Source organism: Virgibacillus senegalensis (assembly GCF_000821245.2).
In the GTDB taxonomy this organism is placed as follows: Bacteria; Bacillota; Bacilli; order Bacillales; family Amphibacillaceae; genus Sediminibacillus; species Sediminibacillus senegalensis.
In genome coordinates this window covers 128998-146112 of record NZ_LN611422.1, presented here as the reverse complement: position 1 = coordinate 146112, position 17115 = coordinate 128998, and the positions used below count along the sequence as shown (strand labels likewise).

Genomic DNA, 17115 nt, shown 5'->3' with positions numbered 1-17115 from the left:
CTTATTTTTGGCTGCCAAGACGTCCAGCCTGTTTAATGGCGGAAATCACCTGCTGTTTCGCTTCACGGCTTTCATAATTACGCATGTTTTGGAGAATAGTCGCTTTCTCCTCTTTCAGGCGCTTTAATTCCTGCACAAGTCTTGTACCGGTCAGTTCCTCTTCCTCGACCATGTGCGCATAGCCTTGTTTTTGAAAAGACTCGGCATTTAGTATCTGATCTCCACGGCTGGCATTCCGGGAAAGCGGTACAAGCAGCATCGGTTTCCTCAATGCAAGAAACTCAAAAATGGCATTGGACCCAGCCCTTGATAAAACGAAATCGGTAGCAGCAAACAAATCACTCAGTTCCTCATTCACGTATTCAAACTGGCTATAACCCTGCTTATCGATAGAATGTTCTACATTATTCTTTCCGCAAATATGGATAATCTGGTAATCCTTTAACAGTTCATCAAGATGGCTCCGGACTGCTTCGTTAATTTTGGCCGAACCGCCGCTTCCACCCATTATCAGCAATACAGGTTTACTGTTATCCAAATCGGCAAAGGCCAGCCCTTTTTCCCTGTTGCCCTGGAACAGTTCATCTCTGACGACAGCGCCAATCCATTCCGCTTTTGATTCCGGTAGATACTGAATGGTTTCAGGGAATGTCGTCAACACTTTCTTGGCAAAGGGAATGGCGAGCTTATTAGCCAGACCCGGCGTATAATCAGATTCATGAATGACGGCAGGGGTTTTTCGAAGCCACGCAGCAGCGAGTACCGGTACAGATACAAATCCACCTTTTGAAAAAATGACCGATGGCTTTCTCTTGCCGATAATCCGGTATGCTTGCCACACTCCTTTCAATACCTTGAAAGGATCTTTGAAGTTTTCCTTTGAAAAATAACGCCGAAGCTTACCTGTCGAGATTTCATGGTAGTCCACATTGTCGAGACGGCTGATTAACTCTTTTTCAATACCACTTTTAGACCCGATATAATCTATTTTCCATCCCTCTTTTTGAAAATGGGGAATGACTGCAAGATTGACTATAACATGGCCGGCAGTACCACCGCCTGTAAATAATATTCGTTTGTCACTCATATGATGATCCCTCTTTCTTTTCATACGTATTGTTTTTTTATGAATAAACGGCTCCCCGTATAATAATAATCTGGAATATGCTATAATCCTCTCTATCCTAATCGAAAACATGATAAAAAGGAAGAGTAGTATGTATCGGACAAATTCATTACAACAAAAACTCAAGTTGTTTCTCACCATTCTCATTCCCATTTTAATTACCCAATTAAGCTTATATGCCATGAACTTTTTCGATACCGTTATGTCCGGAAAATTTGGTACAGCGGACTTGGCAGGTGTAGCAATCGGCTCCAATCTATGGGTGCCGATTTTTACAGGCATCAACGGGATTTTGCTTGCTCTATCGCCGATCGTTTCGCAATTGGTAGGTGCAGCAAAGGAAAAAGAAGTTCCGGAAATCGTCCGTCAAGGCATTTATTTAGCAATTGGATTAGCTGCAGCTGTCACGATTGTCGGTATTTTTGTTGTCCAGCCGATTCTTAATCGGATGGATTTAGATGCAGAGGTCGCCCGTGTCGCAAAGTATTACTTGGCTTCCTTGGCAACAGGTATAATTCCCTTGTTTATTTTCAACTTGCTTCGCTGCTTTATGGATGCACTTGGCCAGACGCGAACCTCCATGGTGATTATTTTAATATCGCTGCCGCTTAACATTCTATTTAATTATATGTTCATATTCGGACGATTAGGAATGCCGGCTATGGGTGGGATCGGTGCTGGTATTGCCTCCTCCCTGACATACTGGATTTCGAGTGCTGTCGCCGTCTGGGTCATCCATCGATACAGACCGTTCCGTTTATACGGCATATTTCGGAAATGGGGCAGACCTTCCATGCACGCCTGGTGGGAACAGCTGCGAATCGGAGTGCCGATCGGATTTGCCATCTTTTTTGAAACCAGTATTTTTGCGGCAGTAACCTTATTAATGAGTGTATACAATACGGAAACAATTGCCGCCCATCAGGCCGCGATCAACTTCGCATCTTATTTGTACATGATTCCGTTAAGTATTGCGATGGCTTTGACAATTGCAGTAGGGTTCGAAGTAGGAGGCAAGCGACATCACGACGCCAAAATATATGCATATATCGGACTCAGTTGCGGTATTGCGGTTTCCTTTCTTGCCGGATTGGTTTTATACACCCTCGATGACGCGGTGGCCCGGTTATACAACGACAACCCAGAAGTGATCACATTGACGAAGCAATTTATTTTTTACGCAATTTTCTTCCAGTTTGCGGACGCCATCGGAGCTCCGCTGCAAGGTGCATTACGCGGGTATAAAGATGTCAATATCACCCTTGTGATGGCATTGATATCCTACTGGCTGATCGGCCTTCCAAGTGGATGGCTGCTCGCGAATTATACACATTTCGGTCCCTTCGGCTACTGGATGGGGATTATCATCGGACTTAGTGCCGGAGCGATCACATTATTCGGTAGACTTGTCTATTTGCAAAGAAAGCTTAGCAGCCAGCCTGCACATGAATAACGAGTAATCTTTTCTCAAAAAAGAGCTGTCCGCTGGAACAGCTCTCTTTCTCTATATTTCCATTCTCCCATGTTCATCCATTTTTCAAATTCAATACAATCAGGCGTTCATTGGTCATTTCCTCAATGGAATATTTAGGACCTTCTTTTCCCGATCCGCTGTCTTTCACACCGCCATACGGCATCAAATCTACCCGGTACTGCGATGAATCATTGATCATCAGTCCGCCGACCTCTACTTTTTTGGCCGCGTAAAACGCTGTATCAAGATTTTGGGTAAAAATGCCGCCTTGAAGACCATAAGGCGATTCATTCACTTCTGTAATGCATTCGTCCAAATCGCTGAAACTGATCAAACTAATTACTGGTGCGAATATCTCTTCGCAGACTACTTTCATATCTTTTTTTACATTGTCCACTACGGTTGGCTGAAGAACGGGACCTTTCCGCCGGCCGCCTGTCAAAACCGTGGCCCCGTTATCAACAGCTTCATTTATCCATTGCTCAGCGCGTTCTGCTTCTGATTCAGCTATCATCGGGCCGACATCTGTATCAGGGTCGCTTGGATCACCGACTTTCAACGATTTAATGGCTTCCAACAGCTTATCCTTAAAGGTATCCCGGATTTCCTCATGGACATAAACGCGCTGAACCGAAATACAAACCTGCCCTGCAAATGCAAAGCCTTTTTGGGCAATGTTGTTTGCAGCCTGTTCCACATCTGCTTCCTTGTCCACGATAACCGGAGAATTATTACCCAGCTCCAAAATAAGCTTATTCAATCCGGTGGTCTGTTTGAGTTTCAGGCCAACTTTGGCACTTCCGGTAAACGTATATAACTGGATCCGCTCATCCTCCATCATCTGCTGTCCGACGACAGAACCGGAGCCAACAACGACATTGAACAGTCCTTTCGGCAATCCAGCCTGTTCAAACAGTTCGGCCAGCTTTAAGGATGTGATAGGAGTAGCACTAGCGGGTTTTAACACCACTGCATTACCGGCAGCGATAGCTGGAGCTACTTTATGCGAAACGAGGTTCAACGGGAAGTTGAACGGACTGATGGCGCCGACCACTCCGACCGGAACGCGAATAGTAAACGCCATTCGGTTTTCTGATCCAGGTGCTGCTTCTACCGGTACTCCCTCCCCAGTGATGCGTTTTGCTTCCTCTGCAGCCACTTCAAACGTTTGGGAGCTGCGGTCGATTTCTGAACGCGCTTGTTTTATTGGTTTTCCGGCTTCTCTTGATATCGTTTGAGCCAATTCCTCTTTATTTTCTACTAGCAATTCACTGACTTTCTTCAAAATCTCGTAACGTTCATATGGGGAGAGCTGGTTGTATCGGAAAGCGGCTTCCGCACTGGAAATTGCCTGATCAACTTGTTTTTCCCCTGCCGTGAAAACAGTAGCATACGTCTTCTGGGTATATTTATCGATCACATCCTGCGTTTCGCTTGTTTCCACCCATTGACCATCGATAAACAGCTTGAATTGTTCCGGCATAGACAACGTCCTTTCTTCATCGTGATATTACTTCTCATTCCACCCCCATTGTAATATAAACGTTGCCACCGGTTAATTTTTCTGTTTGGAAAAGGGCCAGTCGCTCATCCTACTTCCAACATGTTCGAACGCTTGATTCACTCCGGCGAAAAGATTCGCTTACCGCAGTTCTTATGTGCATGCTTCTTTTCCAATAACCACCCTAACGTCAGGACTGAGTGCTGGCTCTGATTAATACCTTGTGATGAAAAAAGGCTGCCAGTCACTCCGGCAGCCTTGATAATCAAGTCAAAGATACATTCTCTATTTAATTATAAGAACAGCCCTGCCATGGTAGCAGACAAAATCGAACCCAATGTCGCTCCCAGGAGCAGTTTGAGACCGAATTTGGAAACAGCAACGGCTTTTTTCGAATCAATTGCCTGAACAGTACCTGCAATAATACCGATAGAGGAGAAGTTTGCAAAACTAGTCAGGAACACTGTTACAATACCGATTGTTTTCTCGGACAGCGTATCGACCAGCGGTTGCAATTCCAACATGGCGACAAATTCATTGGTCACGATTTTGGTACCCATAATACCGCCAGCCTGGACAAGCTCTCCTGGTGAAATCCCCATCAGGAAGCCTATTGGAGCTAAAATATAACCAAGAATTTGCTGAAGTGTTACTCCGGCGAAAATAGCCTGAATGATCCAGTTAACCAGTTCCAGAGAAGCAATAAAGGCGATCAGCATGGCAGCGACGATCAAGGCAATTCTTCCGCCATCAAGCGCTCCGTTCCCCATTGCTTCAAAGATACTTTTCGAGTCTGATACTTCCTTGATATCGACCCGGTCCTCCTCCTTGTCGACCTTTACGGGTGAGATCATGGAAGCAATGATCAGCGAACTGAACATATTTAACGGCAGTGCCACCAAAACATATTGAGCAGGCAGCATTTGAATATAGGCACCGACGATAGAAGCAGATACCGATCCCATTGCAGAAGCACTTACAATATAAAGACGGTTGTCACTAAGATGATGAAACTGCGACTTGATGGCAATCAGTGCCTCTGATTGTCCAAAAAAGATACTGTTGACAGCGTTGAATGATTCTACCTTTGGCAATCCAGTGATATACGATAAAAACCCTCCGAAATATTTAATAATGGTAGGCAATATCTTCAGGTGGGTGAGGACAGCCAGGATGGTGGAAAAGAAGACGATCAATAATAGCACGTTGAAAAAGAACACACTTCCGCCTTCTTCGATCATTAAACCGCCAACGACAAAATTGATTCCCTCCATTCCGAAATCAATCAACTTATTGAATCCATCCGAAATACCGGTGATCACCATTCCGCCGATCGTGGTCTTAAACATGAACCAAGTGGTAATCAATTGTGCGATCAGCATAATTGCGATTCCTTTAAAATTTATGTTGCTGCGGTCATTGGACAATAAAAATGAAATCCCGAGGATGACAACAATCGCCAGCAAACCAAGAAGAATATCCACGGCATGAGCCTCCCTTAAAATCTTTGGCAGAACATTTGCTGTTCCTTTTATGAACAGCAGCAGTCCCGCTTATTTTGACAGACATGAAACCCGCTCATCTCAGAAGCATGTGACCATTTACCTCAAACCGAATATAAAAACAGGTTTTCGGTCTTAAATAAACGCCATGTTTTTCCAGCCCTGCACCTAAAATGAAAATGCTTTCAGTCGTTGTTTTCCATTTATGGATTTTAACAGCTTGTCAGACGTCATGCAAGTGTATTTTTCGACATTATTCATCAAAACCTATTATTTAATTTATTTGTTCCCCAATAACCTCTTCTATAACCGGACTAAAAACGCGTAAAAGCGAACATGCCGGAATAAAAAAGGAAGCTTGTAAGAAAAGGGAGGTTTTCTTATAAGCTTCCATTTACTTTTTATTATGAATGAAAAGAGCGAGCTGTTTGTACAAGATCCTGCTTGGATACATTGTTTTTTTGTTCTTCACTGACACCTAGTACATTTTGCCGATAAGACATTTTGTAAGTAATTCCATTTTGTTGCCAGCAAAGGATTTTCGCAAAGGAATTATCGACATACTCACCTTCTAATCGTTCGCCAATCATGACCGTGTCCGCTTCGACCAACGCTGGATCAATATCCCCTTCGATAAATTGGATGGACAAAAGATCGTTATCCTCCGTATAGAAGCTGATATCCATCGCCTCATTCCCGCTGTCTTTCAGATAATAACGGTCCGAAATCAAAAAAGCGGTTTCTATTGGCATGTATTCCGGTAAATCCGGTGAAAACGAAAGTTCGGACGCGGCGCTTTCGGCCTTTTCCTTTTCATAACCATAAAATCCTGTTGGGATGGAGGAAGACTGCTGACAGGAGCACAAGAACAGCAGGAAAAGCATGTACACTAGTATTCGTGACCAGATAACGGTTGACTGCTGCAATATCAAGATCTCCCCCTCCCTTTTTCCACCATTTTACCATTTCCTTTGCAAGAGCTAAACGTTTTTTGGCGAAAAATCCCGAATTCCTCTGTAATTACTCTGTGTTTTAGATATGGAAACAGGACATGCCTTCAGATGACATGTCCCGTTCTTCACTTGCGGATCGGTAACCACTCCAATACTTTTTTGATTTGTTCGTCCCAATACTGCCAATGATGATCCCCTGGACCAAAATCGGTCGTCAAGGAAAGGCTTGTCTGTGTACATTTTTCCCGGAAAGTCTGATTCTGGGGAAACAAAAAATCCTCGGTTCCACAGGCTTGATAAAGCACCGGCTTTGTTCCTGGATTCTTTTCATTATACGTTAGCAGCCATAACAAATCCTCATAGGTATCCTTGATTTCGTCTTGTCCGAAGACAAGGGAAAGCGGGGCACTGGAAGTCGTTTCCCGGGTCCTGGCATTTTTCAAATGTGCTGCCATGTCTGTCACCCCTGATAAACTTGCCGCTGCCGCGAATTTCCCGGGATAGTTCAATGCCCATTTGAAGGCACCATAACCGCCCATCGACAAGCCTGCTACAAATGTATCCTCCCGCTTGTCCGATAAATGAAAAAAATCGTGTGCCCTCTGTGGAAGCTCCTCCGTCAAAAAAGTCCAGTAACGTTTTCCAAAACGCATATCCGTATAGTAACTATGATCGGCATTCGGCATGATTACCGCGAGACCTTTATCAGCTGCATACCGTTCGATGGATGTCCGTCTCGTCCAAACGGTTTCATCATCACTAAACCCATGCAGCAAGTATAATACCGGATGGGCATCGTCCTTCTGCCTGTTTTTCATTCCGATCTGTCCTTCGGTTTGTTCAGGGAGAATAACCATCATCGAAGTAGACAACCGTAACGTATCGGAAAAAAATTCGCATCTTAATAAAGCCATTTCCTTCCTCCCTTCCAGCATTCTGTCCTCCCTTTCATTCTATCTCCACTAGACCCTTAAATCTTCTAACAGACTTATCTTCCTCCACCGACAAAAGGCAGATCTGGCGGGGGTCTCCCACTCAGATCTGCCTCTCGTTATCTATGAAAAAACCTCTTCTTTCTGGTTATTGAAAAAGCGTTTCATGGCGTAGAAAACGTCTGCTCTTTTGCGAAGGATATAGTAACGGAATTTCGGTGATTCGATTTTGTTATAAACCTGCATCAAAGTAGAATGGCGGTTGTACTGGTTGACTTCTCCATAACCGAACATGCTCGATTTTTCAATAAGTTCCTCGACCAGCGTCATACATCTGCGATTATCCGATGTTAGATTGTCTCCATCGGAAAAATGGAACGGATAGATGTTGTACTGCTCAGGCGGATACTTGGCATCAATGATTTCCAATGCTTTTCGGTAGGCGGAGGAGCAAATCGTCCCGCCGCTTTCCCCTTTACTGAAGAAAGATTCCTCATCAACCACTTTCGCTTCGGTATGATGGGCGATAAACTCGATATCGACCGTTTCGTATTTGGAACGAAGGAATTTGGTCATCCAGAAAAAGAAACTTCTGGCCACGTACTTTTCAAACAATCCCATCGAACCACTGGTATCCATCATGGCCAATACAACCGCCTTGGATTCCGGCTTCTCGATAGTATCCCACGTTTTATAACGAATATCTTCCGGGTAAATCGGATTGAATCCGGACTTTCCTGCCATCGCATTGCGTTTATATGCTTCCAGCATGGAACGCTTTTTATCAATGTTACCGGTCAGCCCTTTTTTCCGTATGTCTCTGAATTCTATATGGGAAGTGACAATATTGTCTTTTTCCTTTTCTTGCAAGTTGGGTAGCTCTAGTTGACTAAAAAAGGCTTCTTCCAATTCTTCAAAAGAAACCTCCGCTTCGTAATAATCATGGCCGGCCTGGTCGCCTGCACCGGAATCCTTGCCAGCGGCTTTTTGCGGCGTGCCGTCAGTTGCAATGACATCCCCCACACTGCTGTCGCCGTCCCCTTGTCCTGCATGTTTGTTTTTATCCTGACTGTAACGGATTTTATATTCATCGAGGGAACGGATCGGAATCCGCACCATATCCTTCCCCCGGGACATAATGATGTTTTCTTCGGTTACTAAATCGGGCAACTTCTTTCTCAGTACCTCCTGAACTTTGTCTTGGTGGCGCTTTTGATCGTCGAACCCTTTTCTATGGAGGGACCAATCTTCTTCTGAAATCACAAAATTCTTCGAATCAGCCATCTATTACCCTCCTTTGTATTATTATTTCTATAGTATGCAAGACAGGTTTATTTGATTAAAGATTTTGATAATTGGACGGTTTGGCTAATTGAGAAAACTATGATCGTCATTTTTCCTTTTTATAGAAAATCTAAATGATTGCATGTCAAGCAACCCTCATGGTGAAGAAAATATATCGTACATATAAACAGAACCGGCCAACCCTTCCCCCAGATATGAAGAGGGGACTGTCCCTCTATCTCTTATTATGCGGCTACCTGCTGGTGCTGGCCGGCTTTTTTGTGAAGGGCTACCCGCGTAAAGGCAATTCCGAACAGGACGAAAACGATATACAAGACAGCCATGCTGATTCCGCCAATGGCCTCACCGATGATGATGCCCAGTGCTCCGAACATCTTTCCGACTTGGAACACAAAGCCGTTGAATGCCATATAAGCTCCGCGTTTACTGTCGTCGACGATATCGGCGAGTAACGACTGCCTCGTCGGGACATACAACAATTCGCCGATGGAAAGCACCACAACTGCCAGGAATAAACCTGGAATGTGGTTGGAAAATGCCATAAATGCATATCCCAAGCCAAACAATAGAAAGCCTGCATACATGATTGGCTGTTCCGGTTTGTTTTTAATCCACTTTGAAATCAATGCGGTGAACAACACAATCATGATGGTATTGACGACTGTGAGGAGACTGAGCAGTCTGACCCCATCGATAAGCAGGGAATGACCACCCATCCAGGAAAAAGCTTTTGGCACTATTTCCTGTTCCAGCCGGACGGCTATAAAATTATTGCGCTGGAATTCCAGCGATAAAATAGCAATGCCGCCAAGGGTGAACAATACGAATGGAAAGTCTTTCACGACCGTCTGATAGCTTCGCAGCAGAGGCATCAGTCCGTACTCTTTTTTATCGGCATTTTTCCCCTTCGTCATGGTTTCTTCAATCAAAGCACTGGTCATCCATAGTGTGACGAAACTCATCAAGACCAGCCCTACCAACAATTCAAAGAAATGTGTCTTAAACAGCCAGCCGCCTACCATGAGCCCTAACATTAAAGAAAAATTGACAGCCCAGTAATTAACGGAATACATAAAAGCCCTTGTTTCTTTTGTGCTGACATCGATTAACATCGCCTCTGCGGCCGGATTAATAAAACCGTTGGCGATACTTATGACCAGCATCATGACAAAGGTAGCGACCGCCGATGTAAACCATGGAGAATTGACGAACAGCATGCCGATAAAAGCAATAAGTTTCATCGTTTCCCCCACGACCATCAATCGCTTCCTACCGAGCATGTCCGCTAGAAAGCCGCCGTACAAACCGGCCAAAAATTGAACGATTACATTGACCAACAACAAGATTCCTGCGGTTGAGGCGTTGATCTTATCAGTAAAATAGATTGCCATAAACGGAAAAATCATCGAACCGATAATCCGGCTGAGAAAAGAAATATAAATACGAACACGAATATTAGGATGCAGTGACTTAAACATAAAGCTTCCCCTCCTTCTGCTTTCTATTTTGCCTTTTCCTAAAAGGGGCAAAAAGGGTATAATCAATCTATTAATGTCCCCTTTTAATGGAGGTGAAAGTTATCAGAGATTTATCGTACTATACGCTTCGGTCCTACCTATACAGCAAAGAACAGCAGAAACAGGTAACCTTTAAACTCGAAGAACTGGAAACACTTTGGTTTTGTACGAGAAAGAACGTGAAACGCAAGCTGAGGAAGTTTGAAGAAGAAGAGAAATTGAGCTATACACCTGGAATCGGGCGAGGGCATCCCTCCAGCATAACCTTCTATCGTTCCTTTCAAAAAGAGGTTGAGCAGTTTGTCAAAGCCTCTATTCAGGAGGATAAACTGGACGATATTGTCCAATTGCTACAGCTGCCGATACCAAAGGCCTGGGTCGCTTCCATTTCGCCTCAGCTGCAGAAGATGTTTGGTTTGCAGGAATCCAAACAGGATAAAGACATTTTGCGCACCATTATTTCCAGGGATTTAAGTACGCTTGATCCTGTCTACAGTTCTATCACTGTAGAGAATCACATGATCGAGCAACTAGGCGATACGCTTGTAACATACAGCAGGAAAAGGGACTGCATCCGTCCGCATCTCGCCCACCATTGGCAAGTGGATGACAACCATACACGGTGGACATTTTATCTGCGCAAAGGGATACGCTTCCACCACCAGGGGCTGTTAACAAGCGCCGATGTAAAGCACACGCTGGACCGCTTTAAACCGGGAACGCCTTACTACTGGCTCGTCCATGACATGGAAGAAATCGACTGTCCCAATAGACACCAGGTGACCATCAAGTTAAAACAACCAAATCCTTTTTTTCTCCGTTATTTGAGCAGTACAAATCTTTCCATCCTGCCCAAGGATGTACCGTTCGATGAGAAACAGTGGATCGGCACAGGACCTTTCCGATTAAGAGAAAGAAGTGAAAAGCGAATTGTACTGGAAGCTTTCGATCAATATTTCCTGGAACGACCTTTTTTAGACCGGATTGAATTTTGGAAAATCCCGGTGGATACGGTAAAAACCGTTACCTATAATCTCAGCAATGCAAAAGACCTGGACGGCGGCATTCAGAAGAAAGAAGTAGAAACCGGCTTTCGATTTCTCGCTTTCAATTTCACCAAACAAACAGCTGTACAAAATCCGCATTTCAGGACAGCGTTGTTTCACTTGCTTGACCCGCACATTATGCATCGCGAACTTGGCTTGGAAGAACCGGTCGAAGCTACCAGCTTCTTTCCATGGAAGTCCGGCCAACGCAGCAGGGATAAAACACAAGTACCCGGTTTACTTCAATTATCAGAGTACAAGGGGGAAACATTGCAGCTGTACTGCCTGGACTACCTAAAAGCAAAAAGAGAAGCTGCCTGGTTACAAGAACAGGCTTCCTGCTTTGGTATCCATTTAGAAGTAAACACCTTCAATTTTGACGATTTCTATTCTTTTGCCTTCGATGAGCGGGCAGATATGGTTTTGATGGGCGAAGTTTCAACGTCTGATCATCACTTGTCTTTTTTAGGTGCTTTTTACAATGAGGTCCTGTTGTTCAGACGCTTCATGACAGCAGACCAGCTCGCGAATATCGACAACTGCCTGGAAGCATTCAAACATTCAAAAACCAATCAGGATCGGGAAAAAATCATCGATGTGATAGAAGATTACTTGAAGGACAACCATTTGATCCTATTTCAACATCATCCTGTCAAAAACAGAATCTTTCATCCTATGATTCAGGATATACGCTTTAAATCTTTTGGCCAGGTAGACTTCCGAAAGTTGTGGGTGAAATAACAGACGACTAAGGGAGTCTGATCAAATTTATAGCCTGGCTGGCTTCCTCATTCACTGAATATTCCTGCACCTCCTTTCGCCTTTCTTTCACTAGACAAAGGTGTTTTTCTTCGTTTCCACGCCCTGATTTCAGCAAGATGACTTAAACCTCTATCACCTCCCTAATTTGAGTGCCAAAGCGTTCCTCAAGATAATAAAAGTGAAAAGTTTTAATTCCTTTGCTTATCCTCGTTGCAATATTCACTGTTTTGGTAAAGTAAACACTTCGTCTGAATAAATAGAAAAAATCGCCCAGGAGTTAAAAACTTCTGAGCGATTTTTGTAAAACCGTGCCCTTCAGCAAAAGGGTAACGTTTTGTCTTAACCTTCCAACAACAGGTCGTAAGGATCTTCCAGCATTTGCTTAATCCGAACCAGGAATTGTACGGCATCTTTGCCGTCTACGATTCTATGATCATAAGACAATGCGACATACATCATCGGACGAACTTCGATAGAATCATCCGGCATGACGATCGGACGTTTCTGAATCGAATGCATACCAAGAATACCAACCTGCGGTGCATTCAAAATCGGAGTCGATAACAGTGATCCAAAGATGCCGCCATTTGTAATGGTGAACGAGCCGCCTTGCAAATCAGCCATTTGCAGCTGTTTATCCCGCGCTTTTTTACCAAGGTGGGCAATTTCCCGTTCCACTCCGGCAAAGTCCAGGCGGTCTGCGTCACGGACGACAGGTACAACAAGTCCGTCATCAGTGGAAACGGCAATACCGATGTCATAAAACTTTTTCAAGATAAGTTCATTCCCCTGGATTTCAGCATTGATCAGCGGGAATTCCTTCAAAGCACCGACGACCGCTTTCGTGAAGAACGACATGAAACCGAGTTTGACATCATGTTTCTCCAGGAATTTATCCTTGCGTTCACTTCTAAGCTTCATGATTGCGGTCATGTCTACTTCATTGAACGTTGTCAGCATGGCTGCATTATGCTGCGCTTCCACCAGACGGTTGGCAATCGTTTGACGACGTCGGGTCATTTTCACCCGCTCAACCGGCTTGTCGAATTCTGTTTCCCCAGAGGATTTCGCAGGCTGCTTGTCTTTTTTTGGTGCTTCGGGTTGCTTTTGTCCGCCTTTGGCTGCCTGTTCAACGTCTTCCGGACGAATACGACCTAGTGGATCACGAGGATATACATCACTAAGATCAATGCCTAATTCACGAGCACGCTTCCGGGCAGCAGGTGAAGCCACCGTATCTTTGCTGCCGGAAGATGCTTGTTCCGCCGTTTGGCTGGCTGCAGCTGGTTTTTCTTCCGGAGTATCCTCTTGTCCGGCATCTTTAGCAGAAGTTTGGGGCTCTGCTGCTTCTTCCTGGTTGTCTTCTCCAGAGCCTCCGCCTGCTTCCCCATTCTCATCTACTTTCGCGATGACGTCCCCAACTTCGACATCTTCGCCCTCTTCTTTCGTGATTTCCACGATCACACCAGCATAATCGGCGTTCACTTCGACGTTCACTTTGTCGGTTTCCAATTCCAGTACCGGGTCGCCCTTCTCAACTTTATCACCTTTTTTGACGAGCCATTCGGCGATGGTACCTTCTGTAATTGATTCTGCTAATTCTGGGACTTTAATTTCCTTCACTGGAATCTCCTCCTTTAGACAGCTTTAAGGCTTCCTGCACGATTCGTTTTTGTTCTGTTTTGTGTATGTTTGGCTCTCCAACCGCCGGTGATGATCGATCAGGGCGACCGACATAACGCAGCTGTTGATGCTTATCCAGCAGATTGTATAAAAGTTCTTTGACAAAGTTCCAGCTGCCCATGTTTCTCGGCTCTTCCTGAACCCAGACAACTTCCTCGACATTCGGACAATCCTTCAACGCTTTTGCCAGTTCTTTTTCCGGGAAAGGATAAATTTGCTCCAGCCGGATGATATGAATGTCTTTCACCTTATCTTCGTTCTGGCTCATTGACTCAGCAATGTCCACCATCACTTTTCCGCTGCCGATAACCAATCTTTTCGCTTTTTTCGTTGTTTTTGGCAGGCCGGGCTGCGTGATGATTTTTTCGAAGTTACGCTCGCTGAATTCTTCAGCAGTGGAAGCTACACGCTGGTTCCGCAACAAACTCTTCGGTGTCATTACCACAAGTGGCCGGGCTGCATCTTTCCCTCTCAATGCTGCCTGACGGCGTAACAAATGGAAGTACTGCGCACTCGTTGTCACGTTGGCGACAATCCAGTTGTTTTCGGCAGCTAGCTGCAAGAAACGTTCGAGTCTTGCACTGGAATGCTCTGGCCCCTGGCCTTCATAACCATGAGGAAGCAGCAGTACCATATTCGACTTTTCTCCCCACTTTGCGCGGCCAGCGGCGATAAATTGATCAAAAATCACTTGTCCCGCATTGGCAAAATCACCAAATTGCGCTTCCCACAGCACCAACGTATTTGGCGATTGAACGCTGTATCCGTATTCAAATCCCAGCACGCCCGCTTCAGACAATGGGCTGTTATGAATGGCAAATGAAGCTTTCGCCTCATCCAATCCGTGCATCGGACAGTAAGTTTCCCCAGTCTCCACGTCATGGAGAACCAGATGGCGGTGGGCAAAGGTTCCCCGCTCAGAATCCTGGCCGGTCAAGCGAATCGAAACACCATCTTGTAAAATCGATGCATAAGCTAGTGTTTCTGCAGTCGCCCAGTCTGCTTTGTTTCCATCCTCCAACGCTTCTCCGCGTTTCTTAAGGATTTTTTCCAGCTTTTTAAATCCTTGGAAGCCTTCCGGACGTTTGAGAAGACCTTCGTTCAGTTTCTTCAACCGCTCTAACGGAACAGCTGTTTTGATCCCGTCCAGCCCATTAGACAGCGCTTCCGGAGCAGGTTTCGGTTCTGGTTCATCTGTTTCATTTTCCATCATGTTATCGAAAATGTCTTTAAGCTCCTGCTCTCGTTCCTTTTTCAACTTCTCGTAATCACTATCGCCGATAACCCCTTCTTCTTGAAGGCGTTTTGCATAGACAACAGCAACCGAATCATGTTTATCGATCTCTTTGTACAACTGCGGCTGTGTAGCACGCGGTTCGTCCATTTCATTATGACCGTACCGGCGATAGCCGACTAAATCGATCAAAAAATCTTTATGGAAAGTCTGGCGGTATTCATAAGCAAGTGCCATGGCAGAGACACACGCTTCCGGATCATCTGCATTCACATGGACAATCGGAATTTCGAATCCTTTCGCCAAGTCACTTGCATACCTTGTAGACCTGCCCTGATTCTGACTAGTCGTAAAGCCGACCAGATTGTTCGCAATCAAGTGAAGGGTGCCACCAGTCCGGTATCCAGGCAAATCACTCATGTTCAATGTTTCCGCAACGACACCTTCCCCGATGAACGCTGCATCCCCATGAATCAAGATGCTGAATGCGCGGTCCTGGCTTTGCACCGGTTTTCCTGCCTGATCCACATCTTCCTGGGCAGCTCTTGTAAAGCCTTCCACAACTGGGTTTACAAATTCGAGATGGGAAGGGTTGTGAGCCAGGGTAATTTTAGTTGGAGAAACCTTGTCTTCCCCCAGGTTTTTCACTGCCCCGAAATGATACTTCACATCGCCGGTCCAGCCATAATTGATTCCCTTTGAACCAGCTGATGGCATCAATTCTTTATCCGATGAATAATGAAATTCAGAAAATACTTTATCATAAGGCTTACCGAGTACGTGGGTCAATACACTTAAACGGCCACGATGGGCCATCCCCATCAAAATTTCCTCTGTGTCATCCGTAAAGGAGTTGTTGACTGCTTTATCAAGCATCGGCACCATCATTTCCAATCCTTCAATGGAAAACCTTTTTTGACCGACAAAGGTTTTGGCAAGGAAACTCTCGAATCCTTCTACTTCTGTCAGTCGTTTCAACAACTGTTTTTTCTCTTCTTTGCTTAATGACAATACGTAGGCACCGGTATCAATCTTATCCTGGAGCCATTTCCGCTCATCATCATTGTTTACATGATCATATTCAAAGGAAGTAGTACCCGCATAATTCTTTTTCAGCAAGTTTACTACTTCAAGCGCATTGGTCACATTAGCAGGGGCTTCGTCCCAAATCCAACCTGCAGGAATCGCTTCCAAATCTTCGTTCGTCAAACCGTAATACGACGGATCGACCAATTCGGATTTGCGATTCTTATCCTTACCTACAGGATAAATATCCGCTTCCAAATGACCATAACGACGAATAGCCTCCACAAGTTTCATTGTCGAGGTTAATTTCTTAATATCGTTGGCTGACGTTGCCGCTGAATCAGTTTGCTGTAATCCCCCTGTTTGTGTTAACCATTCAGGCGCCCCGTGCTGATCGAACATTTCTTTCAGAGATGCATCGATTGTTGAGGGGTCTTGTTTGTACAATTCGTACTGTTCTTCAATATACCCCATGTTTGGTCCATGAAAATTTTCCCAGAATCTTCCACTAGATTCTTGCTGTGTCACGACTTATACCCCCATTAGAAGTTCACTTTCTCCACATCAATTAAACACCATTGAACATTCAATGACCATTATAGAACTGACCTCTTTCTACATCAACTAATATACCCTATTTTATACTAGGAAACAATAACCTTCCGACAGCATCTATCAAAATAATCGAAATATATAATATTATATGTAAATGGCCTTGGCATCGTTATTGCGGAACAAGGCTGTTCTATGATCCATATCGAAAAATCAGCCGGAATCACTGGCGAATTTTATTGGTTCTCGTCCGTAAACCAGATAGGAGGATTTAAGCGGCCTATCCCGGGGGCGACATCGGTGTCTAACCAATAGCTTCTATCGAAAAAGCTCGCGAAAACGAAGCGAAGGCAAGATGCGAAGACTCCTATGGGTACAGCACGAGCTGAAAATCCCGCAAGAAAGCGGTTGGTGCTTTCTGAGGAAGTTAAAGCCGTGCCCATGGAAAGCGCAGTATCTTGCCGGAGTAATACGAAGCACGCATCAAACAGAGAGATGAGAG

11 protein-coding genes are annotated in these 17115 nt (G+C 44.8%); 2 read left to right on the top strand and 9 right to left on the bottom strand.

The genetic code is table 11. The annotated features are described in order from the left end of the window. Nucleotide 1: 1 nt before the first annotated feature. Nucleotides 2-1087 carry an undecaprenyldiphospho-muramoylpentapeptide beta-N-acetylglucosaminyltransferase gene (locus BN1067_RS01055; RefSeq protein ID WP_053217084.1) on the bottom strand — a complete coding sequence of 362 codons (1086 nt, stop codon included), beginning with the start codon at nt 1085-1087 and terminating at the stop codon, nt 2-4. A 130-nt stretch (nt 1088-1217) separates the two neighbouring features. Between BN1067_RS01055 and BN1067_RS01050 the strand changes: the two genes are divergently transcribed. Next, a complete protein-coding gene (locus BN1067_RS01050) occupies nt 1218-2579 on the top strand; it encodes an MATE family efflux transporter (protein ID WP_053217083.1) in 1362 nt (453 codons plus the stop codon). A gap of 73 nt (nt 2580-2652) precedes the next feature. Here BN1067_RS01050 and BN1067_RS01045 read toward each other — a convergent pair whose 3' ends face one another. The 6 genes from BN1067_RS01045 to BN1067_RS01020 form a co-directional block, all read right to left on the bottom strand. Next, nucleotides 2653-4083 (bottom strand): aldehyde dehydrogenase family protein, encoded by a 1431-nt coding sequence (locus BN1067_RS01045; RefSeq protein WP_053217082.1) that lies wholly within the window; start codon nt 4081-4083, stop codon nt 2653-2655. A gap of 311 nt (nt 4084-4394) precedes the next feature. Next, complete coding sequence (locus BN1067_RS01040) at nt 4395-5585, bottom strand: NupC/NupG family nucleoside CNT transporter (protein WP_053217081.1); 1191 nt, start codon at nt 5583-5585, stop codon at nt 4395-4397. Nucleotides 5586-6007: 422 nt separating this feature from the next. Next, a complete protein-coding gene (locus tag BN1067_RS01035) occupies nt 6008-6535 on the bottom strand; it encodes a hypothetical protein (protein WP_053217080.1) in 528 nt (175 codons plus the stop codon). 146 nt (nt 6536-6681) lie between these two features. After that, the gene (locus BN1067_RS01030; RefSeq protein WP_053217119.1) at nt 6682-7470 is read right to left on the bottom strand and encodes an alpha/beta hydrolase; all 789 of its coding nucleotides are present in this window, start codon (nt 7468-7470) and stop codon (nt 6682-6684) included. A gap of 141 nt (nt 7471-7611) precedes the next feature. After that, on the bottom strand, nt 7612-8772 hold the full coding sequence (gene yhbH / locus BN1067_RS01025; protein ID WP_053217079.1) for a sporulation protein YhbH: 1161 nt from the start codon (nt 8770-8772) through the stop codon (nt 7612-7614). A gap of 245 nt (nt 8773-9017) precedes the next feature. Then, on the bottom strand, nt 9018-10271 hold the full coding sequence (locus BN1067_RS01020) for an MDR family MFS transporter (protein ID WP_053217078.1): 1254 nt from the start codon (nt 10269-10271) through the stop codon (nt 9018-9020). Nucleotides 10272-10357: 86 nt separating this feature from the next. Here BN1067_RS01020 and BN1067_RS01015 point away from each other — a divergent pair, with 86 nt between their 5' ends. Continuing rightward, entirely contained in the window at nt 10358-12097 is a 1740-nt protein-coding gene (locus tag BN1067_RS01015) for an SgrR family transcriptional regulator (protein WP_053217077.1), read from the top strand. Nucleotides 12098-12457: 360 nt separating this feature from the next. Here the strand turns inward: BN1067_RS01015 and odhB are convergent, their stop codons facing one another. Further along, on the bottom strand, nt 12458-13741 hold the full coding sequence (gene odhB / locus BN1067_RS01010; protein ID WP_053217076.1) for a 2-oxoglutarate dehydrogenase complex dihydrolipoyllysine-residue succinyltransferase: 1284 nt from the start codon (nt 13739-13741) through the stop codon (nt 12458-12460). After that, nucleotides 13728-16589: a 2-oxoglutarate dehydrogenase E1 component gene (locus BN1067_RS01005; RefSeq protein WP_110943238.1), complete on the bottom strand. Its 2862-nt coding sequence runs from the start codon at nt 16587-16589 to the stop codon at nt 13728-13730. Before BN1067_RS01005 ends, odhB begins: the two co-directional genes overlap by 14 nt. Between the last annotated feature and the right edge of the window lie 526 nt (nt 16590-17115).